24 protein-coding genes are annotated in these 22,872 nt (G+C 75.8%); 13 read left to right on the forward strand and 11 right to left on the reverse strand.

Annotated elements, in window-relative coordinates:
- Positions 1–2 precede the first annotated feature (2 nt).
- From ACFU9E_RS10305 to ACFU9E_RS10335, 7 genes are all read right to left on the reverse strand, one after another.
- On the reverse strand, positions 3–908 hold the full coding sequence (locus ACFU9E_RS10305) for a DMT family transporter (protein WP_380683347.1): 906 nt from the start codon (positions 906–908) through the stop codon (positions 3–5).
- Positions 909–994: 86 nt separating this feature from the next.
- Entirely contained in the window at positions 995–1,375 is a 381-nt protein-coding gene (locus ACFU9E_RS10310; RefSeq protein WP_380683349.1) for a hypothetical protein, read from the reverse strand.
- 102 nt (positions 1,376–1,477) lie between these two features.
- On the reverse strand, positions 1,478–3,190 hold the full coding sequence (locus ACFU9E_RS10315; protein WP_380683350.1) for a condensation domain-containing protein: 1,713 nt from the start codon (positions 3,188–3,190) through the stop codon (positions 1,478–1,480).
- 152 nt (positions 3,191–3,342) lie between these two features.
- Positions 3,343–4,068, reverse strand: a complete 726-nt coding sequence (locus ACFU9E_RS10320) for a 4'-phosphopantetheinyl transferase family protein (protein ID WP_380683351.1) — start codon at positions 4,066–4,068, stop codon at positions 3,343–3,345.
- A complete protein-coding gene (locus ACFU9E_RS10325) occupies positions 4,065–4,871 on the reverse strand; it encodes a hypothetical protein (RefSeq protein ID WP_380683352.1) in 807 nt (268 codons plus the stop codon). Before ACFU9E_RS10325 ends, ACFU9E_RS10320 begins: the two co-directional genes overlap by 4 nt.
- Before the next feature lie 3 nt (positions 4,872–4,874).
- On the reverse strand, positions 4,875–5,165 hold the full coding sequence (locus ACFU9E_RS10330) for a phosphopantetheine-binding protein (RefSeq protein WP_380683353.1): 291 nt from the start codon (positions 5,163–5,165) through the stop codon (positions 4,875–4,877).
- An 85-nt stretch (positions 5,166–5,250) separates the two neighbouring features.
- Positions 5,251–6,183, reverse strand: coding sequence for a 3-oxoacyl-[acyl-carrier-protein] synthase III C-terminal domain-containing protein (locus ACFU9E_RS10335; RefSeq protein WP_380683355.1), 933 nt, complete (start codon positions 6,181–6,183; stop codon positions 5,251–5,253).
- Between the two features lie 147 nt (positions 6,184–6,330).
- On the opposite strand from ACFU9E_RS10335, the gene ACFU9E_RS10340 reads away from it, so the two are divergent.
- The 5 genes from ACFU9E_RS10340 to ACFU9E_RS10360 all read left to right on the forward strand — a co-directional run bounded on the left by ACFU9E_RS10340 (position 6,331) and on the right by ACFU9E_RS10360 (position 10,333).
- Positions 6,331–6,630 carry a hypothetical protein gene (locus ACFU9E_RS10340; RefSeq protein ID WP_380683356.1) on the forward strand — a complete coding sequence of 100 codons (300 nt, stop codon included), beginning with the start codon at positions 6,331–6,333 and terminating at the stop codon, positions 6,628–6,630.
- Positions 6,627–7,838: a glycosyltransferase gene (locus ACFU9E_RS10345; protein WP_380683357.1), complete on the forward strand. Its 1,212-nt coding sequence runs from the start codon at positions 6,627–6,629 to the stop codon at positions 7,836–7,838. Before ACFU9E_RS10340 ends, ACFU9E_RS10345 begins: the two co-directional genes overlap by 4 nt.
- 175 nt (positions 7,839–8,013) lie before the next feature.
- Positions 8,014–8,919 carry an ATP-binding cassette domain-containing protein gene (locus ACFU9E_RS10350; RefSeq protein WP_380683358.1) on the forward strand — a complete coding sequence of 302 codons (906 nt, stop codon included), beginning with the start codon at positions 8,014–8,016 and terminating at the stop codon, positions 8,917–8,919.
- A gap of 31 nt (positions 8,920–8,950) precedes the next feature.
- Positions 8,951–9,715 carry an ABC transporter permease gene (locus ACFU9E_RS10355; protein WP_380683359.1) on the forward strand — a complete coding sequence of 255 codons (765 nt, stop codon included), beginning with the start codon at positions 8,951–8,953 and terminating at the stop codon, positions 9,713–9,715.
- A 210-nt stretch (positions 9,716–9,925) separates the two neighbouring features.
- Entirely contained in the window at positions 9,926–10,333 is a 408-nt protein-coding gene (locus ACFU9E_RS10360) for a hypothetical protein (RefSeq protein ID WP_380714899.1), read from the forward strand.
- A gap of 65 nt (positions 10,334–10,398) precedes the next feature.
- Here ACFU9E_RS10360 and ACFU9E_RS10365 read toward each other — a convergent pair whose 3' ends face one another.
- The 4 genes from ACFU9E_RS10365 to ACFU9E_RS10380 are packed head-to-tail and all read right to left on the reverse strand — an operon-like array spanning position 10,399 to position 14,669.
- Positions 10,399–11,793 carry a PLP-dependent aminotransferase family protein gene (locus ACFU9E_RS10365; protein WP_380687972.1) on the reverse strand — a complete coding sequence of 465 codons (1,395 nt, stop codon included), beginning with the start codon at positions 11,791–11,793 and terminating at the stop codon, positions 10,399–10,401.
- A complete protein-coding gene (locus ACFU9E_RS10370; protein ID WP_380687974.1) occupies positions 11,790–12,731 on the reverse strand; it encodes an alpha/beta hydrolase in 942 nt (313 codons plus the stop codon). The genes ACFU9E_RS10365 and ACFU9E_RS10370 overlap by 4 nt, the downstream gene beginning before the upstream one ends.
- A gap of 26 nt (positions 12,732–12,757) precedes the next feature.
- A complete protein-coding gene (locus tag ACFU9E_RS10375; RefSeq protein WP_380687976.1) occupies positions 12,758–13,531 on the reverse strand; it encodes a class I SAM-dependent methyltransferase in 774 nt (257 codons plus the stop codon).
- A gap of 46 nt (positions 13,532–13,577) precedes the next feature.
- Positions 13,578–14,669 carry an alpha-hydroxy acid oxidase gene (locus ACFU9E_RS10380; protein WP_380687978.1) on the reverse strand — a complete coding sequence of 364 codons (1,092 nt, stop codon included), beginning with the start codon at positions 14,667–14,669 and terminating at the stop codon, positions 13,578–13,580.
- A gap of 190 nt (positions 14,670–14,859) precedes the next feature.
- Between ACFU9E_RS10380 and ACFU9E_RS10385 the strand changes: the two genes are divergently transcribed.
- The 8 genes from ACFU9E_RS10385 (at position 14,860) to hppD (ending at position 22,828) form a co-directional block, all read left to right on the forward strand.
- Complete coding sequence (locus ACFU9E_RS10385; RefSeq protein WP_380687980.1) at positions 14,860–16,290, forward strand: class I adenylate-forming enzyme family protein; 1,431 nt, start codon at positions 14,860–14,862, stop codon at positions 16,288–16,290.
- Between the two features lie 203 nt (positions 16,291–16,493).
- Positions 16,494–16,775 (forward strand): phosphopantetheine-binding protein, encoded by a 282-nt coding sequence (locus ACFU9E_RS10390; RefSeq protein WP_380686704.1) that lies wholly within the window; start codon positions 16,494–16,496, stop codon positions 16,773–16,775.
- On the forward strand, positions 16,772–17,059 hold the full coding sequence (locus tag ACFU9E_RS10395; protein ID WP_380686706.1) for an acyl carrier protein: 288 nt from the start codon (positions 16,772–16,774) through the stop codon (positions 17,057–17,059). The genes ACFU9E_RS10390 and ACFU9E_RS10395 overlap by 4 nt, the downstream gene beginning before the upstream one ends.
- Positions 17,056–18,177: a beta-ketoacyl synthase N-terminal-like domain-containing protein gene (locus tag ACFU9E_RS10400; protein WP_380686708.1), complete on the forward strand. Its 1,122-nt coding sequence runs from the start codon at positions 17,056–17,058 to the stop codon at positions 18,175–18,177. The genes ACFU9E_RS10395 and ACFU9E_RS10400 overlap by 4 nt, the downstream gene beginning before the upstream one ends.
- A complete protein-coding gene (locus ACFU9E_RS10405) occupies positions 18,174–18,716 on the forward strand; it encodes a hypothetical protein (RefSeq protein ID WP_380686710.1) in 543 nt (180 codons plus the stop codon). The genes ACFU9E_RS10400 and ACFU9E_RS10405 overlap by 4 nt, the downstream gene beginning before the upstream one ends.
- 137 nt (positions 18,717–18,853) lie before the next feature.
- A complete protein-coding gene (locus tag ACFU9E_RS10410; RefSeq protein ID WP_380686712.1) occupies positions 18,854–20,482 on the forward strand; it encodes a class I adenylate-forming enzyme family protein in 1,629 nt (542 codons plus the stop codon).
- Positions 20,479–21,741 carry a beta-ketoacyl-[acyl-carrier-protein] synthase family protein gene (locus tag ACFU9E_RS10415; RefSeq protein WP_380686714.1) on the forward strand — a complete coding sequence of 421 codons (1,263 nt, stop codon included), beginning with the start codon at positions 20,479–20,481 and terminating at the stop codon, positions 21,739–21,741. The genes ACFU9E_RS10410 and ACFU9E_RS10415 overlap by 4 nt, the downstream gene beginning before the upstream one ends.
- Positions 21,742–21,814: 73 nt before the next feature.
- A complete protein-coding gene (gene hppD / locus ACFU9E_RS10420; protein WP_380686716.1) occupies positions 21,815–22,828 on the forward strand; it encodes a 4-hydroxyphenylpyruvate dioxygenase in 1,014 nt (337 codons plus the stop codon).
- Positions 22,829–22,872 lie beyond the last annotated feature (44 nt).

Below are 22,872 nucleotides of genomic sequence, written 5' to 3' on the forward strand. Positions count from 1 at the left end.
AGTCACCTTCGCACGGCGGTTCCGTCAGGGCGACCGGGGTGCGGCCGTGAGTGGTCGTCGCCGGTGTCCGGGGGCGGTCCCAGCTCGGCCTCCACCTCGCCGAAGCGGGACAGGACGACGGTGCCGCCGACCGCCACCGCGAAGCCGGTCAGCACGCACCAGGCGTAACCGGGGCGGGCGCTGTCGCCCAGTGCGGCCACCCCGACCAGCGCCGGGCCGAAGGTCTCCGAGACGGTGCTGGCGGCGGTCGAGGCCGTCACCGTGCCGCGCTGCAGGGCGAGCGCGTACGCGAGGTAGCCGCCGAGGCCGCCCAGCGCCAGCCCGTACGCCGCCGGGTCGGTGAACACGTCGAGCGGGCCGGAGAAGTCGAAGACCCGGACCGCGAGACTGGTGACGCCGAAGCCGACGCCCGCCAACAGGCCCAGACCCACGGCCGCCGCGGTGCCGTCGCGGCGGGCGAGCAGCAGGGTGAGCAGCAGCATCAGCACGGTCGTGCCGAGCAGCGCCCAGTGGAACGCGGACGGCGCGTGGTCGCGGCCCGCTTCGCCGGAGCCGACGGCCAGCAGGGTGAGGCCGACCACCACGGCCAGGATGCCCAGCAGGTCGGCGCGGTGCAGCCGGGCGCCGAGCAGTCGGGCGGCGGCGAGCGCGGTGACGGCGAGGCTGGCGTTGGTGACGGCCTGCACCAGGAAGAGGGGCAGGCTGCGCAGGGCGACGATGCTCAGCGCGAAGCCCACGATGTCCAGGGCGGTGCCGAGCAGGAAGCGCCAGGAGCGCAGCAGCGCCGCCAGCGGGCCGAACCGTACCCGGGTGATGTGCGGGGCCTCGCGCGCGCCGCCCGCCTGGAAGACCGAGCCGAAGCCGAAGCAGACGGTGGCGACCAGGGCGGTGGTGAGTCCGAGCAGCATGGCCCTCCCGGCGTCGGCGGGCGCCCCGGGGAACGGGGGTCACCCCCAGTGTCTGCCGGGCGCGGCCGTGGCGCAGAAGGGCCGTGTCAGCGCTCGGTCGGGGGGCCGGCGACGAAGGCGAAGACGCCGTTGGCCGGCACGAACGCGACCACGAGGGCCAGTACGCCGTCGAGGTCCGTCGACTCGGCGAGCCCCGGCAGCCACCGCTCCGCGGCGGTCACGACGAGGAAGCACACCAGGGCGAACGACAGCATCCCGGCCAGGACCGCACGGAGTCGGCGCGGCGGACGCCTGCGGAAGTAGCCGACCACGAGCCCGCAGGGGCCCATCAGCGCAAGCCGCGACCAGGGCGCCAGGTCGATCAGGCCGTCCGTCACCAGCCATCCCACCAGCAGCACGGCGCCGAGGAAGAGCGCGCCGAGCAGTTCGAGTGCCAGCGTGAGGGCCACCATCTCCCGAACGCTCATGCCCGCCCCCCTTTCGGCTGTCCCCCGACGGCCCCCATGGTAGCGACGGGGGCCGGACGGAGGTGATCCCCGTTCACGGACCGCGGGCGCGCCGCGCGCCGGTCAGCCCGCGCGGCCGGTGCCCTCGGCGAGCACCGGGAGGGCGGACCAGACGGGCGGGAGCGCGTCCGGGTAGGGGTGGACGGTGTAGTGCTGCGGGGCCATCGCGGTCTCGCGTCCGCCGAGCGCGGCCATCACCGCGCGGTGGGCGGCGGCGGGGGTGAGGGCCGGGTGCGCGGTGGCGATGCGCGCGAGCAGGCCGTCGTTGTCGGTGCGGACGAGGTCGACCGCCGCGGCGGCGGGGCCGAGGGCCTCGGCGAGCAGGGCGCGGACGGCGTCGAGGTCGATCCAGTCGGCGCCGACGCGGTGCCAGTCGCCCGTCCGGGTGGCGGGGCGCAGGCCGCTGAGCGCGGCCAGCTCGGTGAGCGGGAGGGGGCGGTCGGCGGCTGCGGCGAGCACGGCGGGGACGGCGTGGGCGAAGCGTTCGGTGTCGGCCCGGTCGAGCACCTGGGGGCAGGCGAGCAGGGCGAACTCCAGGGTGCCGGTGGTGCGCAGGAGGTTGAGCATCAGCCGGACCGGCATCGGCTGGTCGGGCAGCCACTGGAGTTCGGGGTCGGCGGCGGGCGCGGGGCGGGCGTCGGACAGCGCCTCGGGGATGGCGAGGCTGAGGTCGTTGACGACGACCTGGCGGGCGAAGCGGGCGCCGCGCCGCTCGGAGACCTCGTCGATGAGCCGCCAGACCTTGTCGGCGTTGAGGGTGCTGTGCCAGTAGCCCGTGAAGGAGGCCAACTTGGTCCGGCCGATCAGCTCGTCGAGGTCGCCGGCCGCGGTGTCGAGGGCGATCAGCGCGTCCTGGGCGAGGGTGCCGATGTGGTCGGCGAGCGCGGCGCGCTGGCGGTTGGCGGACAGCGCCGAGATCACCAGGTCCGTGCGGTCGGCACGGTGGGCGGTGAGGGCGGCGAAGACGGCGAGCAGGACGGCCGAGGGGCTGGCCGCGGTTCGGCGGCAGACCGCTTCCAGGTCGGCGGCGGCGGTGCGGGAGCGCAGCAGGACGGCGGCCAGCCCGTCCGGCGGGCCGGTGATGCCGTCGGTGGCGAAGACCGTCGTGGGGCCGGTGGCGAGGATCGCCTCCCAGTGCTTGAGCGCGGCCGCGGTCTTGCGCCGGCCCTGCGTGCTCTGCTCCTGGGCGGACACCTGGAGCGGGGTGCGGGAGGTGGCGGGCGGCAGTTCCTTGCCGGCGGCGAGGGCCAGCCAGTCCTGGATGAGCAGGGTGACGGCGGCGCCGTCGACTCCCGCGTGGCAGGCCGTCACGACCAGTCTGCGCACCAGCTCGCCGTCGGCGACGAGGGTGAAGCGCAGCCGCGGGGCGGCGCCGAGGTCGAGCGGCAGGGCGACATCGGCCTGTGCCAATTCATCGGCCAGCGCGTCGAGTTCGCTGTCCGTGCGGTCGCGGGCGGGCACGGTGACAACGGTGAACTCGCCTTCCGGGCAAACCTGCTGGTGCTCGGGAAAGGCGTCCGCGGCGGGGCCGGGCGGGAAGGCGGTGCGCAGCGACTCGTGGCGCTCGACCAGGGCGCGCAGCGCGTCGACGGCGGCGGGCACGGTGGTGCCGTCGGGGACCGGCCAGGCCGAGGCCTGGTTCATCTGCTCGGGCCGGTCACGCCGGATGCAGCGGATCATGTTGTCCTGGCCGAGGGTGAGCGGGCCGGTGCCGTCGCTCGCACCGGCGTAGCGGACCGTGATCCGCCCATCGGCCTCTTCCACGTCGTACGTCACGTCGTGCGCGCCCTTCGGCTCGACAGGTCCCGACAGACCCCGGCGGGGATGCGGTGGGGAAGGTGGTGGGAATGCGGTGGGGACGCTATCAGTGCCGCGATCATCCGGAACAGACCAGAATTCTGGGATGCCGGAGCACATCTGACGCTTCGTCAACTACCTGACGTGGCACCGACATCGGCCATGGACCAGCGGTGCAGACGGGCCCGGAAAGGGCGTTCGCCGACCGCCGCGAGGGCCGCGCGGAACGGGCCGGGGGCGGGCAGGTCGTCGATCCGGCACGGGCCCGGGCCGAGCGCGCCGGGGTCGGCGAGCAGCACCGGCGCCGGGCCGGCCAGCGGCAGGCCGAAGCCCTGGACGAGCCGGCCGCCGTACGCCTTGACGCAGGCCTCGCGGCGGCACCACAGCTCGGTGAACCGCTCGGCGGGCGCCGGGTCGGCCGCGACCAGGGCCGCCTCGGCCGCGGGGAAGTAGCGCCGGGCCAGCCGCAGGGCGCCGCGGGCGTCGCGGACCTCCTCCACGTCGACACCGACGGCGCGTTCCTCGGCGAGGGCGACGGCGGCGAGGGCTCCGGAGGCGGACTGGTTGACGGCGAGCCCGTCGATCCCGGGCTTGCCGTTCGGCCCGCGTCGCCAGACCAGCCGCGCGGGGTCGCGGCCGAGCCGGGCGCCGACGAGCATCCGGGCGGCGCCGTGGGCGACGGTGAACCGCCGGCCGGAGCGCGGGTCCGGGCCGTCGGCTCGGGCGCGTTCGGCCGGGTCGAGCAGCTCGCGCAGGGCGCGGACCACCGGCTCGGGCTGGTCGGTGGGGATCAGCCAGACGTCGACCCGGTCGGCGCCCGCGCCGCCCCCGGCGTCGGGATCGGCACCCGCGGTCACGGACCGGCGCGCAGGGTCAGGGTGGAGAGCACACCGAGCCGGGGGTCGAAGTCGGCGAGCAGCACGGTCCGCCGCTCGGCCCGCCAGGCCGGCAGCCGTTCGGCGAGTCGCGACCAGAGTCCGGTGAACGGCTGGCCGGCGGGGGTGCGCACGGCGTCCAGACCGGGCACCTCCAGCGCGGCGGAGAGCAGCACGGCCGCCCCCTCCCCCAGCGCCTTCGCCTGCCGGCGCACCTCCTCGGCGGCGGATCCGGGTTCGGCCCCGCCGTCCTGACGGACGGCCAGCTCCTCGCCCGGCGCGGTCTCGCAGACCAGGACGACCGCGCAGTGCCGCTCGGGCAGGGTGACCGGGGCGGCCGGCTCGTAGTGCAGGGCGGTCTGCTCGGCGAGCACGACGACCGCACGCCGGGCGACGCCGGTCCGCTGGTACGCGGTGGCCGCGCGCAGTGCGCCGAACGCCCCGGCGGTGCCCTGGTCGCAGAGCGCCAGGGCGAGCGGTGTGCCCGCGCAGGAGCGGCTGAGCGCGAGCGAGGTGGGCGCGCCGGGCCGGACGTCGGGCGAGTCGAAGGCCTGGACGAGCACGTCGGCCGGCTCACCCGGGCCGAGTGCCTCGGCCAGCAGTCCGGCGGCCAGTTCCTCGTAGGCGTGGCCGACGCCCTCGGCCAGCAGGTCCTCGCGCAGCGGCAGGCCGTAGGGGCGGACCAGGTCGGAGACGAAGACCCGCAGGTCGGGGTCGAGGGAGAGCTCGGAGCGGCCGTCGGAGTACCGCGTCAGCACCCGGGTGAGACCCGGCGCGGCGGGCACCGGTCAGTCCTCGGCGATGAGGTGCGAGGCGACGTAGTCGGCCAGACCGGTGACCGAGCGCAGGTCGTCCTCGGTGATCTGCTCGACGTCGACCTGCAGGTCGAGCGCCTCCTCCAGCTCCAGGATCAGCTCGATGGTGCCGGCCGAGGTGAGGCCGAGGTCGTCGAAGAGGCAGGCGTTCTCGGGGATCTCGGGCAGTTCCCGCTTGAGGACGCGCGGCAGCAGCTCGCCGAGGCTGTGCAGGATCCGGTCGCGCAGCTCGGTGTCGAAGGTCTGGACCACTTGGTCGGACATGGGTGGGACCGTCCCGTCGTACGTGGTGGAGTGGGGTCGGGGACGCCGGCCAACCGGCGTACTGGAAAAGGCCGCTGACGTGACGTCAGTGCTCGACGACCATGGCGGAGAAGGTCGCTCCGATGCCGGCGGAGGCGATGAGGTAGCGGTCGCCGCGGCCGAGCAGCCCCCGCGTGGTGGCGGTGTGCAGGTTGATCAGGCTGTCCGCTGCGAAACTGTGCCCCACGGCGGGCACGTTGTCCAGCACCACCTTCCCGATCGGGAAACCGATCCGGCGCGCGATCATCCGCCAGGAGGCCTGGTTGACGTTGTGCGGAAGCAGCAGCGCGAGGTCGGAGAGGTCCAGACCGGCCTGGCCGAGGGCGGCCTCGATCGCCTCGACCATCACCGCCGGGTACTCGCGCTGGTAGCGGGCGAGCAGTTCCGGGTCCTCGGCCAGCCGGCCGTCGAACTCCGGGCGCTGGCGCACCGCGTAGGACAGCACGCGGTCCCGCTCGCCCTCGGCGCTGACCAGGCAGGCGGCCGCGCCCTCGGCGAAGATGCCGGTCTCGGGCACCACCTGGGCGTCCTTGGTGAAGGTCTTCTCCCCGGCGAGCACCAGGGCCAGCGCCTCCCGGTCGGGTTCTCCGGCGAGCAGGCGTCCGGCCAGGTCGACGGCCAGCAGGCCGACCGCGCAGGCGTGGTGGGTGACGGTGAAGGCCTGGGCGTGGCCGAGGCCGTAGCGTCCGAGCAGCTCGCGCAAAGGGTTGAGCGGGTAGGGCACCGCCACCGGCATGCTGCGCGCGTGGATCACGAAGCGGACGTGCCGTTCGCGTCCGCGCAGCTCCGGAAGGGCGTCGACGGCGGCGCCGAGCAGGTCGGGCAGCGTCCCGTCCGGGTCCAGTCGCAGCTGGTCCAGGCCGTGGAAGCGGCGGAAGAGTCGAAGTTGACGTGGGGTCAAGCCGATGCGCTCACCCACTGCCTCGATGGGCACGATGTGGTGGGGGAGGTGAACGGCCACTGCCTCCAGTGCGGTCACGCGGGCTAGTATTCCCACGCCCGACGGGTCCGCACAAGTGATCTCGGGCGGTTGCGGCACACATCCCGCACACCTCACCGACGGAACGCGCACCTCCGGTGCCGCCGTCCCCCGTCCCCCGCTTCGTCGAGCCGGTGGAGTCCCCGGATGACCGATCGTGAACCACCCGTCGCCGCGCCGCCGGTGCGCGCGGCGCTGGTGTCCCTGCTGGCCGAGGCCGCGCAGGCGCCGCCCGGCTGGGCCTCGCGGGTGACCCCGCAGGCCCGGCTGGACGGCGACCTGCTGCTCGACGAGACCGAGCTCGCGGCGCTGCACGAGGCCCTGCGCCGGGACTTCGGCCCGTCGGTGGACCTCGCCGCGCTGCGGGCCGGGCTCGACCTGGCCGGGTTGGAGGCGCTGAGCGTCGCCGACGTCGAACGGCTGCTGCCCGCGGAGGACGCCCGATGAGCCGCTTCCTGCTGGTGGTCCCGCCGCTGACCGGGCACGTCAACCCGACCGTGGGCCTGGCCCGGGAGCTGGTGGCGCGCGGCCACGAGGTGGCCTGGACCGGCACCGAGTCGGCGCTGCGGCCCCTGCTGGGACCCGACGCGCCGGTGTTCGGCACCGGCACCCGGGCGTTCCGGGCGCAGGGCGGACACGGGCTGGCCGCCGTCCGCTCGCTGTGGGAGGGATTCATCGTCCCGTACGCGCGGTTCACCGTGAAGGCGCTGGACGCGGCGGTGCGCGAGTACCGGCCGGACGCGCTGCTGGTGGACCAGCACACGCCGGCCGGGGCGCTGGTGGCCCACCGGCACGGGCTGCCCTGGGGCACCCTGGCGCCGGGCGCGATGGAGCTGGGACGGCCGTTCCGGGCGCTGCCGCTGGTCGAGCAGTGGATGTCCGACCTGCTCCGGGGCCTGTGGCAGCGGGCCGGGCTGCCCGCGGAGGAGTACACCGACCCACGGTTCTCCCGCGCGCTGGTGCTGGCCTTCACCGGCCCGGCGCTCACCGGTCCGGCGCTGACCGGGGCGGAGCCGACCGGCGCCGAGGCGCTGCCGGCCCAGTACGCCCTGGTGGGGCCGGTGCTGGCGGACCGGCCGGCCGATCCGGCCTTCCCGTGGGAGCGGCTGCTGCCGGGGCGCCGGCGGGTGCTGGTCACCATGGGCACCCTCTCCGGCGAGCTGGGCGCGGACTTCCTGGCCCGGGCCGCGCGGGCGCTGGAGCTGACGGGGCCCGGCGTGCAGCCGGTGTTCGCGGCGCCCGGCGAGCTGCTGCCCGAACTGCCCGCCGGGGCGGTGGCGGTGGACCGGGCGCCGGTGCTGGAGCTGATGCGACGCGGGGCGCTGGACGCGGTGCTGTGCCACGGCGGGATGAACACCGTCGGCGAGGCGCTGGCGCACGGGCTCCCGCTGGTGACGGCGCCGATCCGGCACGACCAGCCGTTCGTGGCGGCGCAGCTGGCGGCGGCCGGGGCCGGACTGCGGGTGCCGTTCGCCCGGGTGACGCCGGATCACCTCGCCGGCGCGCTGCGGAGCGTGCTGGAGGAGCCCGCGTACCGGGCGGCGGCGGCCCGGGTCGGCTCCGAACTGCTCGCCGGCGGCGGGGCCGTGACGGCCGCCGACCGGGTGGAGGCACTGGTCGCGACGGGTGCCCGTCGACCCAATCCACTGGTCTAGGCCATTGTTTCCGGGGCGCCGTTCACCCTAGGGTGGCCCGCAGCACCGCTTCCCAGGTGCCCCGCGCGCCGCCTTCCCGGCGCCCCGGCAACCCATCCCCGCTCGGGAGTTCTGGTTGATCGAGACCAAGGGGCTGAGAAAGTCCTACCCTTCCAAGAAACGCGGCCAGCCCCCCGTGGACGCCGTCCGAGGCATCGACCTGGACGTCGCGCCGGGTGAGATCTTCGGCTTCCTCGGCCCCAACGGCGCCGGGAAGACGACCACCCTGCGCATGCTCGCCACCCTCATCCGGCCGGACGGCGGCGAGGCCCGGATCGCCGGCGCCGACCTGTTCGCCGACCCCGCCGAGGTGCGCCGCCTGATCGGCTACGTCGCCCAGGGCGGCGGCACCACCGACGCCGTCACCGCCCGCGAGGAACTCGTGATGCAGGCGCGGATGCACGGCAAGGGCAAGGCCGAGGCGCAAGGCCGCGCCGAGGACGCGCTCAGGGCCTTCGAGCTCACCGAGTTCGGCGACCGGCCGTGCCGTACCTACTCCGGCGGCCAGCGCCGGCGCCTCGACATCGCGCTCGGCGTCATCCACGCGCCGAAGGTGCTGTTCCTCGACGAGCCGACGGTCGGCCTCGACCCGGCCAGCCGCGGCCACGTCTGGACCGAGATCCGGCGGCTGCGCGACGAGGGCATGACCGTCGTCGTCACCACCCACTACCTGGACGAGGCCGACGCACTCTGCGACCGGGTCGCCATCGTCGACCACGGCGGCATCGTCGCCGAGGGCACGCCCGAGACGCTCAAGCGCGAGATCTCCGGCGACGTCGTCCTCATCGGCCTCGGCGCCGGCGAGGCCGAACGGGCCGCCAAGGCGCTGCGCGAGCAGCCCGACCTGCCCGAACTGCACCGTCTGGAGCTGAGCGGCGAGGACGGGGTGCGGCTCTACCTGGACGACGGTGCCGCCGCCGTCCCGCGCCTGCTGCGGGCCCTGGACGGGGCCGGCGTCGTCACCGGCACCGTGCAGCTGCAACGGCCCAGCCTGGACGACGTGTTCCTGGCCCGCACCGGCCGCTCCATCGAGCAGTCCTGACCGCACCTCCGGATCCCTGAGGAGGGGCCCCATGAAGCTCGCCCGCGACACCTGGCTGGTCTTCCAGCGCCAGCTGCTGCTGATGTGGCGAACCCCGGTCTGGATCGCCGTCGGAGTGATCCAGCCGATCTTCTACCTGCTGCTCTTCGCGCCGCTGCTCAAGAAGGTGCTGGAGCCGATGGGCGCGCACAGCTACGCCGAGGCCTACCAGATCTACGTGCCCGGCCTGTTGGCCGTGCTGTGCATCTTCGGCGGCCTCTACACCGGCTTCAGCCTGCTCGGCGAGCTGCGGGCCGGGATCATCGAGCGGGCCCGGGTCACCCCGGTCAGCCGGCTCGCCCTGCTGCTCGGCCGGGCGCTGCGCGAGACGGTGGCGCTGCTCGTCCAGGCGGTGATCATCACCCTGATCGCGCTGCCGTTCGGCCTGCGGGTCGGCCCGCTGGACCTGGTGCTGGCCTTCCTGCTGATGGGCCTGCTCGCGCTGATGACCTCCGCGATCTCCTACGGGATCGCGCTGGTGCTGCCAGCCGACGAGGCGATGGCGCCGGTGGTCAACACCGTCGCCCAGCCGATCGCGCTGCTGTCGGGCACCCTGCTGCCGCTGGCGCTGGCGCCGATGTGGCTCCAGACCATGGCCAAGTGGAACCCCTTCTACTGGGCCGTGGAGGGCATGCGTTCGCTGTTCTCGGGCCACGTCGGGGACAACGTGGTCTGGCAGGGCCTGCTGGTGGTCGCGCTGATGACGGTGGCGGCGGTGTTCTGGTCGGCGCGGCTGTTCTCGACCCGGGTGCGCTGAGCCCCGGCGCGGGTGCGCCGAGCCCCGGCGCGGCGGGGCACTGCCCGCGAGGGCGGGGCGCCCGCCCGTGCCGGCGGGCCGGGCCGATCGCGGGCCCGGTCCGCCGTCGCTCCGTCATCGCAGGTGAGGCAACGCGCGGTTGGTTGTCCCGGCCGAGGCGGCGGGCCTATGGTCGGGTCGGCCGATCGTCAGTTCGTCGAGAGGAACCGCATGAACTCCCGGTCCGAGAACGTCCCCGCCGCCGACCGCGCCGCGCTGCCCGCACGGCGCCGGGGCGCCCGGCTGGCCCTCGCGGGCGGGGCGATCGCCGCGCTGCCCGTGGTGGGCCTGCTGGCCGCCACCCCGGCCGCCGCCAAGCCGCCCATCAAGGCCGCCGAGGCCCGGCCGGCCGCGGTCACGGCGAAGCCGCCGGCCAAGGCGGTCGCCGCCAAGCCGCCGATCAAGGCGGTCACGGCCAAGCCGCCCGTCAAGGCGGTCGCGGCCAAGCCCCCGGCCAAGGCCCTGCCCGCGAAGCCTCCGACCAAGGCCATCGCCGCCAAGCCGCCCGTCAAGGTCGTCACGGCCAAGCCCCCGGTCAAGGCCGTCGAGGGCGGACCGCGGGCGGCCGGCACCCGCTGACCGCACGACGACGACGGCGCCCCCCGCTTCCGAGGGGGCGCCGTCGTCGTCGTTCCCGGCCGTGGTCAGGCCGTCGCCGCCCGGGCTGTCTCGGCGCGGATGAAGTCCGCCAGCCGGGCGACGCCGGCCGCCACCCGGCCGGGTGTCAGCGAGCTGATCGAGAGCCGGAGCCGGTGCTCCCCGCCGCCGGCCGGGTAGAACGGCGTCATCGGCGTCCAGAGCACGCCGAACTCGCGCGCGCAGCGCTCCATCGCCGCGTCGTCGGCCGCGAAGGCCACCGTGAGCACCGCGAAGAAGCCGCCCTCCGGCACGTTCCAGGACAGCCCCAGGCGCTCCCGCTCGGCGGCCGGGAAGCACCGGTCCAGCTCGGCCAGCAGGACGTCCATGACGGCCGCGTAGTGGGCGGTGGCGGGCGCGTTGGCGGCCCGCAGCCGGCAGTCGTGGGTGAGCAGCATGCCGCCGATCACGGCCTGGCTGAGCGCCGGCGTGTTGACCGTCGTCATGCTCTTCAGCCGGGCCAGCTCGTCGGCCAGCAGGGTGCGCCGCCCGCCGGGGCCGATCACCTCCTGGTCGGCGACGACGTAGCCGAGCCGGGCGCCGGGGAAGCAGGTCTTGGCGAAGGAGCCCAGGTAGACGACCCGGCGGTGGCGGTCCAGCGCCTTGAGGGTGGGCCGCTCGCCGGGCCGCTCCCCCGCATCGCGGGCGAAGAAGCCGTACGGGTTGTCCTCGATGACCAGCAGGTCCTCCTCGGCCGCCGCCGCCAGCAGCCGGGCGCGGGCCGGGACGGGCATCGAGGTGCCGGAGGGGTTGGCGAAGTCCGGCACCACGTACAGGGCGCGCGGGCGCCGGCCGGCGGCGCGGACCTCCCGCGCGGCGGCGCGCACGGCCGCCGGGTCCGGACCGCCGTCCGGCCCCTCCGGGACCGGCACGGTGGTCAGGTCGAGCAGCCGGGCAGCGCCGGTGACGCCGACGTAGCAGGGCGAGCTGACCAGCAGGACGTCCTGCGGGCCGGCGCAGAGCGCGCGCAGCGCCAGCAGCATGCCCTCCTGGGCGCCGACGGTCAGCACCAGCGCCTCGGGGGCCACGGTGAGGTCCTCGTCGTGGGCCAGGGTGCGGGCGACCAGGTCGCTGATGATGCCCTTGGTCGGCCCGTACTGGAACAGGGTGGTGCGGATCGCGTCGCGGTCCAGGCCGGTCGCGGCCAGGTGGTCGAGGTAGGCGTCCAGGTAGACGGGGACGTCCTCGGGTTCGAAGAAGCCCTCGTAGGGGCGGCCGGGGGCGAAGGAGACCGCCTGCGGGTAGCGGGTGGTGACCTCGTTGAGGAAGGTCATCGCGTCCAGCAGCGGGTCCGCGAGGGAGCCGTGCAGCTCGCCGAGCGGAAGCGTGACGGCCTCGGCGGGCCGGTCCTCCCCGGGTGCGGCCGGGGCGGCGGAGGCGGCGGGCGCCGCGGGGGAACTCACGCGAGGGCCTCGCGCAGCCGCGCGGCCGCGTACGCCTGGGCCTCGGCGGCGCCGTCCAGGGTGCCGGTCATGGCGAAGAACCCGTGCGGCATGCCCGCCCAGCGCCGTAGCTCCACCGGCACGCCCGCCGCGCGCAGCGCCTCGGCGTACTGCTCGCCCTCGTCGCGCAGCGGGTCGTACTCGGCGGTGATGACGGTGGCGGGCGGCAGGCCGGCCAGGCTCGCGGCGCGCAGCGGCGAGGCGTGCGGGTGGGCGCCGTCCGCCGGGTCGGCCAGGTAGTGGCCCCAGTACCAGGCGACCGAGCGGCGGTTGAACAGCGCCGGGTCGTCGTGCTCGCGCAGCGAGGGGGTGTCGGCGCGGGCGTCGGTATTGGGGTAGACGAGCAGCTGGTGGCGCAGGGCCGGGCCGCCCTCGTCGCGGGTGATCAGGGCGAGCACGGCGGCGAGGTTGCCGCCCGCGCTGTCACCGGCGACGGCGAGGCGCCCGGCGTCCAGGCCGAGCCCCTCCGCGTGCGCGGCGAGCCAGCGTGCGGCGGCGGCGCAGTCCCGGACGGCGGCGGGGAACGGGTGCTCGGGGGCGAGGCGGTAGCCGACGGAGGCGGTGGCGCAGCCGACGGCGTTGGTCAGCGCGCGGCAGATCGCGTCGCTGGTGTCGGGCGAGCCGAGGGTCCAGCCGCCGCCGAACAGGTAGAGCAGCACCGGCGACGGGCGGCCGTCGGCGGGCGGTTCGGGCCGGTAGAGGCGCAGCGCGAGTTCGCCGCCGGGGCCGGGGAGGCGGTGCTCCTCGACGGCGGCGACCGGCTCGGGGTTGCCGGCGGCGGCGCGGATGTCGGCGAGGTCGGCGGCGCGGGCCTCGGCGACGGTGAGGCTGTAGAGGGGGGCCGTGCCGGCGCTCGCGCGGCGGTCGCGCAGCGCCTGGGCCTGGGGGTGCAGGGGCATCGGGGTTTCCTCGGGACGGGGCCGGGTCAGCGGTCGGCCTCGACGTAGATGGTCTCGTCGGTGCGGAAGGGGGTGTCCAGGTCGGCGACGTCGGCGCGGGCCCCCTCGCGGTAGGCGCAGTGCCGGATCCGCCCGGGCTCGAAGCCGGCCAGGGTGAGGACGTGCCGCAGCTCGTCGAGGTCGTAGATCCACTGGTGACCGTAGTAGCGGAAGATCTGGTTGACCAGGAAGGCGGGGCGCTGCGGCATCGGCGGGCCGAAGCCCATGGTGGTCAGCCGCCGGCGGTGCTTGCCGAGGAAGCCGTCCCCGGTGGCGTAGCCGACCAGGTAGCGGGCCAGGTCGGGGGTGGTGATCCGCAGCACGCCGCCGGGCCGCAGCACCCGGCGCGCCTCGCGCAGCCAGCCGACCGCGACGGGCATGGTGACGTGCTCGATGAGGTGCTCGGCGTAGACCCAGTCGACGCTCTCGTCGGCGAAGGGCAGCGGCTCGGCGATGTCGAGCTGGGTGAACCAGCGGTCGCCGTCGACCCGGTAGAGGGTGCCGGGCTCGGTGGTCGTGTCGGGGCCGCGCAGGGCGGTGAGGTCGGTGCCGAGACCGGCCGGGTGGGCGGTGCGGAAGGCGGCGAACTCCAGGCCGGTGACGCCGAGGTCGGTGAAGTCCGCGTGGTCGTACGGGAGTCCGCCGGCGGCGGCTTCCAGCTTCCGGCAGGTGGCGACGTCGGCGCTGAAGCGGTCGAGCTGCTCGGCGAGGCCGTCGGGGTCGTCCCAGTCCCAGCCGGGGAAGGCGTCCTGTCTGCTCATGGTGTCGGTGTTCCGATCGTAACGTCGGGGTGCGTGGGCGGGAGGGTCAGCGCGGCCAGGGCGCGAGGGCGGTGCGGTCCAGGTCGGCGACGGCGGGGCGGCCCAACAGGGCCATGGTGTGCTCCAGTTCGTCGCGCAGCAGGTCGAGGACGCGGGTCAGGCCGGCCTCGCCGCCGGTGGCCAGGCCCCAGAACGCCGGGCGGCCGACCAGGACGGCGCGGGCGCCGAGGGCGAGGGCGACGGCGATGTCCGCGCCGCCGCGCACCCCGCCGTCGAGCAGCGCCGGGAGGTGCGGCGGCAGGGCGTCGACGACCTCGGGGAGGGCGGCCAGGGCGGGCAGGGCGCCGTCGAGCTGGCGGCCGCCGTGGTTGGAGACGACGACCGCGTCGACGCCGTGCTCGGCCGCGAGCCGCGCGTCCTCGGCGGTCAGCACGCCCTTGAGGACCAGCGGCAGCCGGGTGCGTTCGCGCAGCCAGGCGAGGTCGGACCAGGTCAGGGTGGGGTCGAACTGCTCGCGGGCGTGCTCGGCGATGCCCGAACTGCCCTGGCCTGCGCGGTGGCTGGCGGCCATCAGGGCGGGGTCGAGGTTGACCGCGCGAATCTCCGGCGGGACGGCGAAGCCGTTGCGCAGGTCACGCAGCCGGCGGCCGATCCGGGGGGCGTCGACGGTGAGCAGCAGGGCGGCGAAGCCGGCCGCCTCGGCGCGTTCCACCAGCGCGGCGAGGGCGTCGCGGCGGCGCAGCCAGTAGAGCTGGAGCCAGAGCGGGCCGGTCGCGGCGGCGGCGATCTCCTCCAGGGTGCGGCTGGCGAAGATTCCGGCGACCAGGAGGGCGCCGGCCTTTCCGGCTGCCCGGGCGGTCGCCGTTTCGCCGTCCGGATGGACCAGTCGGTGGTAGGCCATCGGGGCAATTCCGACCGGGAGTTGCAGGGTGCTGCCGAGCAACTCGACGGCCGGCGCGCAGATCGAGACGTCGACCAGCGCGCGGGGGCGGAACGCATAGCGTCCGAACATTTCCCGGTTGGCCGCCATGGTGCGTTCCGAACCGCTGCCACCTTCGACGAAGTCCCAGATTTCTGGGGGCAGTTGATCACGCGCAGCGTGTTCGATCCCGGCCAGTGTGAGTGGTGCCACGGGCATCCTCGTTCCCGGACCGGCCGCGTTCGGACCGGTCCACGGATCGGCAGCGTAGGAGGTCTGCACCACATTGGTATAGACCTTGATTTGACCAATCGTCTGTGCAATGGTCTGGCAACGGAATTGGACGTATTGCTTCTGATGGCATGTGAACATCGTCCGGTGTCCATGACAAATCTCCTCACTGTGTGGAGTGGCGTTGACCGGCTTTTCCCCTTCTTCACCGCCGCCCTCCTCACCCCCGCACGCCGATGCTCCCGCCGACTGGGTCGACCGGGTGCTGCTGGCCGGTCCCGGGGGTGAGGAGTGCCTCCGTTTCGGCACACCCGTCGACCGCGACGCCCTGCGCGCGCTGGTCGCCGAGCAGACCGAACGGCTGGCCGCGGCCGGCCTCGGCCCGGGCGGCACCGTCGCCCTGCGGCTGCCGCCCTCCCTGGGCTTCGTCGCCGTGCTCCTGGCGGGCTGGCGACTACGGGCCCAGGTCGCTCTCCTGGACCACCGGCTGACCGACCACGAGGTCGAGCTGGCGGTGGGCCGACTGGCCCCGCAGGTGCTGGTCGGCTCGGCCTCGCGGCCCGCGGCCGCGGCGCTGCGCGGCTACTCGACGGTCGACCCGGTCGCCGTCCGGCTGCCCGCCGGGCGGCCCGCCGGGACCGGCCACGGGCTGGTCCAGCTGAGCTCCGGCTCGACCGGCCCGGCCAAGGTGATCGCCCGAACCGCGAGCGATCTGATCCGTGAACTCGACTGCTACCGACGGCTGTCGGCGTTCCCCGGCGAGGGCGAGCGGGTGGTCCTGCTGTCCTCGGTGGTGCACGTTCTCGGCCTGGTCGGCGGGCTGCTCAACAGCCTGTCCGCGCGCGCCCCGCTCACCGTCCCGGACCGGATGACGGCCGCGGGCATCCTCGCCGCGGTCGCCGCCGACGGCCGCCCGACCACCGTGATCGGCGTGCCGTTCCACGCGGAACTGCTCGCCGGTGCGGCCGATCCGCCCGAACTGCCGCAGCTGCGGCGGATGGTGGTGGCCGGCGAACTCGTCCGCCCGGGCCTGCCGGCGGCGTTCACCGCACGCTACGGCGTCCCGCTCGGCACCATGTACGGGATGACCGAGACTGGGGTGATCGCCACCGACCTGGACGGCACCCTGCACCCGGCCAAGCAGCCCGTGCACGGCATGGAGCTGCGGCTGGTGGGCGGCGAGCTCCAACTCGGCACCCCCGCCTCGCCCTACCCCGGGCTCGACGACCCGACCCGCTGGGCGGACGGCTGGCTGCACACCCGCGACGCCGCCGTCCTCGACCCGGACACCGGCCGGGTCACCGTCCTCGGCCGTCGGGACTCGCAGGTCTCGATCGGCGGCCTCAAGGTCGACCTCACCGAGGTCGAGCAGACCCTCGCCGCACTGCCGCAGGTCAGGGAGGCCGTGGTGGTCTTCGACGACGGCGCCATCGAGGCCTACCTCTCGGCCGAGGACGGTGCCGACCGGGCACTCGTCCAGGACGGCCTCGCCCGGCAGCTCGCCGCCTACAAGCGGCCGCGCCGGCTGGCCTTCCTGCCGCAGCTGCCCCGCACCGCCACCGGGAAGCTGCTGCGCGACCCGGTGGCCCTGCGCGCCGCCGCCGGCTGAGCCACCGGCACCGGCACCGGTGCCGGTCGCGACCCGCCGCGCCGCGATCCGGCGCGCCCGGGCGCGCCCGTGACGGGCCCGGACGGCACCCCGACGGGCGGCATCCGCCTGCCCGTCGGGGCCACCGCCGACGACCCGAAGGACCACCTACCCTTCCCCGACGACCCCGAGCGCCGCGCGCGCCCGGGCACAAGGAGCCCACCATGCAGGACCGCATCCGCGCGTTCGTCCTCGCCGCACTGACCGAGATGCAGTACGACGTCTCCGAGGTCACCGGCGACACCGACCTCGGCCCGGCCGGCCTGGACCTGGAGTCGCTCGCCCTCGCCGACCTCTCGGTCCAGGTCGAGGACGAGTACGGGGTCAAGTTCGACCTCGACGAGATGGAGAGCACCGCCCTGATGACGCTCGACGAGTTCACCGCCGACGTCGCCGCGCGGATCGCCGCCTCCACCGCCACCGCCGCCTCGGGCAGCCCGGCGTGACCGACCTCGCCCGCCCCGACCGGGCCGAGGTCCTCGCCATGCTCGCGGCCTTCGGGCAGCGCTCCGCCGAGGACGTCCCCGAGGAGCTCGGCTCGCTCGAACTCACCTGGCTGATCGCCGAGTTCGAGCAGCGCTACGGCATCGAGCCGGACCTCGACGACGACGCCTTCGAGGCCGTCCGGACGGTCGACGACGCCGTGGCGGTGTTCCGCGCCGCCGTGGACGCCGCCGTGAACGCCGCGGGCTCCCCCGTGGACAGCACCGCGGGGGCCGCGCGGCCATGAACCGCCACGCCCCGCCCGCCGTCCGGCCCGTGGTGACCGGTGTCGGCGTGCTCAGCGCGGCCGGCGACGGACCGGCCGCGCTCACCGAGGCCGTCGTCCACGGCAAGGCCGCGTTCGGCACGGTCACCCGGTTCGACGTCTCGGCACGCCGCACCGTGCGCGCCGCGCTGCTGCCCGAGCCGCGCCCGCTCGCGGACGCCGTGCTCGCCGCCGTCGGCCAGGCCTGCCGCCGCGCCGGCCTGGACCCGGCCGCGCCCGAGGGCGGTCCGCCCGTGCTGTTCGCCCTGCACAGCGACCTGCACACCCGGGCCGCCGTCGCCGCGGTCGCGGCCGGAACCACCGCCGCCTGGGGCTCCCCCGGGGTCACCCGCGCCTACACCGGCGCCTGCGTGGCGGCCGCGACCGCCGTCGCCGACGCCGCCGCGCTGGTCGCCACCGGCCGCCACCCCCGGGTCCTGGTCGCCGCCGGACACCTGGTGGAGCCGGGCGTCTTCGCCGCCTTCGACGCCGGCCGGGCGCTGGCCCGCGACGGCGAGCTGCGCCCGTTCAGCGCCGGCCGCAGCGGCACCCTGCTCGGCGACGCGGCCGCCGCCGTACTGGTGGAGGCCGAACCGGAGGCCGAGCGACGCGGGGCGCCCGTGCTGGCGCGGCTGGCCGGCTGGGGTCGGGCCGGCGACGCCCACCACGTCTGCCGCCCGGAACCCGAGGGCGACGGCGTGGCACGGGCGGTCGAGGCCGCGCTGGGCCGGGCCGGGATCGCGCCGGCCGAGGTCGGCTACGTCAACGCCAACGGCACCGGCTCCCCGCTGTCCGACCTCGCGGAGGCCAAGGCCCTGCACCGGGTCTTCGGCGCGCACACCGCGCGGCTGCCCGTCAGCTCCAGCAAGGCCGTCCACGGCCACGCCCTCGAAGCCTCGGCACTGCTCGAACTCGTCGTCACCATCGGCGCGCTGACCGACGGCGCGCTGCCGGTCAACGCCGGCTGGCTGGGCCCGGACCCGGACATCGGTCTCGACCTCGTGCTGGACGGCCCGCGCGCCGCCCGGCCGCGCTACGCGCTCACCCTCAACTCCGCCTTCGGCGGCGCCAACACCGCACTCCTGGTGGCCGCCCGATGACCACGCTGCGCATCCTCGCCGAGGCCGCCTGGCCCGACCCCGACGCCCGCGAGCCCGAGCCGCTCCCTCCGCTGCCCGGCTTCGCCGCCTCCTCCTTCAACCCCCTGGTGGCCGAGACCGCCGAACGCTGCCTGCGCGCCCGTCACGGCGCGGCCCCGGCCCCCGGCCGCACCGCGCTGCTGCTGGCGAGCGCGGGCGGCGACCGGGCCACCGCCCGCGCCATCGACGAGGCCGCCGCCGACACCGGCCGGCGAATGCCCCCGCTGCTGTTCTTCCAGTCCAACCCGAACGCCGTGCTCGGCCACATCGCCGCCCGCTGGGGCCTGACCGGCCCGGTGGTGGCGATCAGTCCGGTGCAGGCCCCGCCACCCGGACGGGTCCCGCAGGACGCGCTCGACCTGGCGGAGCTGCTGCTCGCCGACGGCGACGCCGAGCAGGTCCTCGTCATCGCCGCCGAGCAGGCCGACCCCGCCGCCTCCGCCGACTCCACCGGCGACGGCACCGACCGGGCGGTGGCCCTGCTGGTGACCGCCGTCTGACCCCCGTTCCGAGACCGACCCGAACCGCCGCAGCCCACCCCCGCGCACCACCGGCGCGAGCGGTCCCCCACCCGCCGCGTCCCGCCGCAGCACGCCCCGCACGCCCGCACGCCCGCACCCCGGGAGGGATCCACCCCGTGAGCATCCGCAGTATCCGCACCCTGCTGGCGGACGACCCGGCCGTCGGCGCCGGAAACGTCCTCACCAGCCGCCTCGCGCTCGGCCTCGGTCTCGACGAGCCGCTGCTGACCTTCGACACCCCGGTGGACGACCACGCCGCCTGGCAGCCCTTCACCCTCACCGAGCTGGACCGCGCCGTCCGGGCCCGGGCCGCCGCCCTGCACGCCCTCGGCATCGGCCGGCGCGACCCGGTGGTGGTGTACGCGAGCGACGCCGCCGACCACGTGCTCGCCTTCCTCGCGCTGGCCCGGCTCGGCGCCGTCCCCGCGCTGCTCAACCCGCACCTGGACGGCGAGCGGGCGGCCCGCTACATCGCCAAGCTCGGCCCGGTCGGCATCCTCGCCGACGCCCCGCACCTGGCCGCGCTGGCCGGCCACGAGCCCGGCGCCCCCGCGCTGCCCGAGATCGCCACCCTCGGCTCCGGCGACCCCGAGGCCGCCCCCGAGCCCTACCGGCACTGGGCCGGCGACCCGGTCGCGATCACCCATTCCTCCGGCACCACCGGCATGCCCAAGGCCGTGGTGCACTCGCACGCGAGCCTGTACGCGGCGATCCGCCACCGCGCCCGGCTGCCCCGCCCGCAGGGCCAGGAGCGGATGCTCAGCGCGCTGCCCGCCCCGCACGCCGCCACCCTGATCGCGGTCAACCTCGCCCTCGCCTCGCACACCCGACTCGCCGTGCTGTCCAGCCAGTCCGGCGCCGGCGTGCTGGACGCGATCGAGCGGTGGCGCCCCAGCGGAGTGGTCGGCTTCGCCGCCACCTGGGCCGACCTCGCCCACCACGACCTGGCCGCGCGGGACCTGGACTCCGTCGCGCTCTGGTGGAACACCGGCGACTGCGCCCACGAGGTGCACATCCGCCGCCTGGTCGCCGCCGGCAGCCGTGAGTCGGTGACCCGCGAGGGCCGGGTCCGGGTGCCCGGCTCGCTGTTCGTCGACGGCCTCGGCTCCACCGAGATGGGCCACTCGCACTTCTTCATCACCCACGGCCCGGGCACCGAGCGCTACGGCCGCTGCGTCGGGCGCCCGCACGCCTTCGTCGACTGCGAGCTGGTCGGCCCGGACGGCGAACCGCTCGGCCCCGGCGAGGTCGGCGAACTCGCCACCACCTCACCGACCTTGGCGCTCGGCTACTGGAACGACTCGGCCACCACCTACCGCACCAGGCTGCGCGGGCGCTTCCTCACCGGCGACCTGATGTACCGGGACGAGGAGGGCTACTACTACCACGTCGACCGGGCCGTGGACTCGGTCGAACTCGGCGACGGCAAGCGGTTGTTCACCGCGATGTCGGAGGAGCGGGTGCTCGCCGCCTGCCCCGAGGTGCTGGACTGCACGGTGGTCGCGGTGCGCGACGGCGAACGGGTGGTCACCGATGTGCTGCTGGTCCTGGCCGCCGGGGCCGACCCGGCCGCCGACCGGACCAAGGCCGTCACCGCCGCGCTGGACGAGGCCGCCGCGGCCACCGTCCGCCAGGTCGTCGTGGTGGCCGGGGAGGACATCCCGCTCGGCCCGACCGGCAAGGTGCGCAAGGTGCTGCTGCGCCAGCGCTACCTGGACGCGGTCGCCGCCGGGGTGAGCGCATGAGCGCCGCCCGCCGCCCGGGCGCCGTGGTCACCGGCATCGGCCTGGTCACCCCGCTCGGCCGCAAGCCCGCCGAGGTCTTCGACGCGCTCACCGCCGGCCGCACCGGCATCCGCTCCCTGCCCGAGGGCCACGCCGCCCACGGCTGGCTGACCGCGGCCGGCCTCGCCCCGGCGGTGGACGGCCGCGAGGTGCTGCCGCCCACCGAGACCCGCTGCGTGGACCGCTTCGTCCTGCTCGCCCTGGCCGCCGCCGACGACGCGCTCGCCGACGCCGCCCTGGTGGTCGGCGAGGACGCCGACCCGCACCGCACCGCCGTGGTGCTGGCCACCGGCGGCGGCGGTCTGGAGACCTTCGAGCAGCAGTCCCACCGCCGCCTGGAACGCGGTCGCCCCGGCGTCAGCCCGTACCTGCTGCCCGGCATGCTCTCCAACATGGCCACCGCCCGGATCGCCATCAAGCACGGGATCCGCGGCTTCAGCACGGCCATCGTGACGGCCTGCGCGGCCGGCGCCCAGGCCGTCGCCGAGGGGCTGCGGCTGATCCGCTCCGGCGACGCGGACGTGGTGGTGTGCGGCGGCACCGAGTCCTCGCTGCACCCGACGATCGCCGCCGCGTTCACCAACGCCCGTGCGCTGTCCTCCGGTTGGGAGGACCCGACGCAGGCCAGCCGGCCCTTCGACCGGCGCCGCAACGGCTTCGTGCTGGGCGAGGGCAGCGCCGTCCTGGTGCTGGAGAGCGCCGAGCACGCTGCCGCCCGCGGCGCCGCCGGCTACGCCGAGCTCACCGGCTGGGGCGCCTCCACCGACGCCCACCACCCGACCATGCCGCGTCCCGACGGCGCGGGCGCCGCCGACGCGATGCGCGCCGCGATCGCCAACGCCGGTCTCGCGCCCGCCGACATCGGCTACGTCAACGCCCACGGCACCGGCACCAAGCTCGGCGACGTCGCCGAGAGCGCCGCGCTGAACGCCGTCTTCGGCCCGCACCGCCCCGCGGTCAGCTCCACCAAGGGCGCCACCGGCCATCTACTGGGCGCCGCGGGCGCGTTGGAGGCCGCGGTCACCGCGCTCGCGGTGGCCCGGGGGACCCTGCCGCCGACCGTCAACCTGGACGAGCCGGACCCGGCCTGCGACCTGGACCACGTCCGGGGCGCGGCCCGCGCCGTCCCGCTCACCGCCGCCCTGAGCAACGCCTTCGCCTTCGGCGGGCACAACCTCAGCCTGGTCTTCGAGCCCGCCTCCACCCCGTCCCTCCGCTGACGCCGCCCGGCGACGCGGCGCGGACACCCGTGCCAGGCCCCTCGTCAACTCGCGATCCCCCGGGGAGATCCCGTTGTCCATCCAGTCCATCGCCCACGTCGAGTACCACTGCGCCGACGCCGACGCCACCGCCGCGGAACTCTGCGCCGACTACGGCTTCGCCGCCGCGACACCCGATCCGGACCAACTCGCCGCGGCCGAGTCCGCGCACGCCCGCACCCTGCTGGTGCAGCAGGGCACCATCCGCTTCCTGGTGCGCTCCGCCACCGACCCGGCGCACCCGGTGGCCCGCTACGCCGCCCGGCACGGCGAGGGCGTCGCGGTCCTCGCGCTCTCCTGCCCCGACCCGCAGGCCGCCCTGGACCGCGCCGAGCGGCACGGCGCCCGAGTGCTGGACCGGGCCGGCGGGCTGGTGGCCGGCTTCGGCGACACCGCCCTGCGGTTCGTCCCGGAGGCGCCGGCCGCCCCCGAGCCCGCCGACGGCTCACCGCGCCTGCTGGACGCCCTCGACCACGCCGCGATCTGCCTGCCGGCCGGCGAGCTGGCGGACGCCGTGAAGTTCTGCGAGGCCGCGCTCGGCATGCACCGCATCTTCGGCGAGTACATCGAGGTCGGCGAGCAGGCGATGGACTCCAGCGTGGTGCAGAGCGCCTCCGGCGAGGTCACCTTCACCCTCATCGAGCCCGACACCACCCGCCGCCCCGGGCAGATCGACACCTTCCTCGCCGACCACGAGGGCGCCGGCGTCCAGCACCTGGCGTTCCGCACCGGCGACATCGCCACCGCCGTGCGCACCATCCGCGAGCGCGGCGTGGCGTTCCTGACCACCCCCGGCACCTACTACGACGCGCTCGCCGAGCGGCTCGGCGGCACCGCGATCCCGGTCGGGACGCTGCGCGAGCTGGACGTGCTGGTCGACCAGGACCACGGCGGTCAGCTGTTCCAGATCTTCGCCCGCTCGACACACCCCCGGCGGACGTACTTCGTGGAGCTGATCGAGCGCCAGGGCGCCGGTACCTTCGGCACCGCCAACATCAAGGCCCTCTACGAGGCCGTCGAGCGGCAGCGCGCCGCCGCCGCCGTCTGAGCCGCCGCCCGGCCGCACCACGGCCGGCGTCCACCCGAGCCCTC

Source organism: Kitasatospora sp. NPDC057595, from assembly GCF_042800875.1.
Classification (GTDB): Bacteria; Actinomycetota; Actinomycetes; order Streptomycetales; family Streptomycetaceae; genus Kitasatospora.

What these genes read in the sequence shown, in the direction of transcription:
- ACFU9E_RS10305 (WP_380683347.1), bottom strand. Translation starts at nt 908, where the DNA reads ATGCTGCTCGGACTCACCACCGCCCTGGTCGCCACCGTCTGCTTCGGC.
- ACFU9E_RS10310 (WP_380683349.1), bottom strand. Translation starts at nt 1,375, where the DNA reads ATGAGCGTTCGGGAGATGGTGGCCCTCACGCTGGCACTCGAACTGCTC.
- ACFU9E_RS10330 (WP_380683353.1), bottom strand. Translation starts at nt 5,165, where the DNA reads ATGTCCGACCAAGTGGTCCAGACCTTCGACACCGAGCTGCGCGACCGG.
- ACFU9E_RS10340 (WP_380683356.1), top strand. Translation starts at nt 6,331, where the DNA reads ATGACCGATCGTGAACCACCCGTCGCCGCGCCGCCGGTGCGCGCGGCG.
- ACFU9E_RS10345 (WP_380683357.1), top strand. Translation starts at nt 6,627, where the DNA reads ATGAGCCGCTTCCTGCTGGTGGTCCCGCCGCTGACCGGGCACGTCAAC.
- ACFU9E_RS10355 (WP_380683359.1), top strand. Translation starts at nt 8,951, where the DNA reads ATGAAGCTCGCCCGCGACACCTGGCTGGTCTTCCAGCGCCAGCTGCTG.
- ACFU9E_RS10360 (WP_380714899.1), top strand. Translation starts at nt 9,926, where the DNA reads ATGAACTCCCGGTCCGAGAACGTCCCCGCCGCCGACCGCGCCGCGCTG.
- ACFU9E_RS10370 (WP_380687974.1), bottom strand. Translation starts at nt 12,731, where the DNA reads ATGCCCCTGCACCCCCAGGCCCAGGCGCTGCGCGACCGCCGCGCGAGC.
- ACFU9E_RS10375 (WP_380687976.1), bottom strand. Translation starts at nt 13,531, where the DNA reads ATGAGCAGACAGGACGCCTTCCCCGGCTGGGACTGGGACGACCCCGAC.
- ACFU9E_RS10380 (WP_380687978.1), bottom strand. Translation starts at nt 14,669, where the DNA reads ATGCCCGTGGCACCACTCACACTGGCCGGGATCGAACACGCTGCGCGT.
- ACFU9E_RS10390 (WP_380686704.1), top strand. Translation starts at nt 16,494, where the DNA reads ATGCAGGACCGCATCCGCGCGTTCGTCCTCGCCGCACTGACCGAGATG.
- ACFU9E_RS10400 (WP_380686708.1), top strand. Translation starts at nt 17,056, where the DNA reads ATGAACCGCCACGCCCCGCCCGCCGTCCGGCCCGTGGTGACCGGTGTC.
- ACFU9E_RS10405 (WP_380686710.1), top strand. Translation starts at nt 18,174, where the DNA reads ATGACCACGCTGCGCATCCTCGCCGAGGCCGCCTGGCCCGACCCCGAC.
- ACFU9E_RS10415 (WP_380686714.1), top strand. Translation starts at nt 20,479, where the DNA reads ATGAGCGCCGCCCGCCGCCCGGGCGCCGTGGTCACCGGCATCGGCCTG.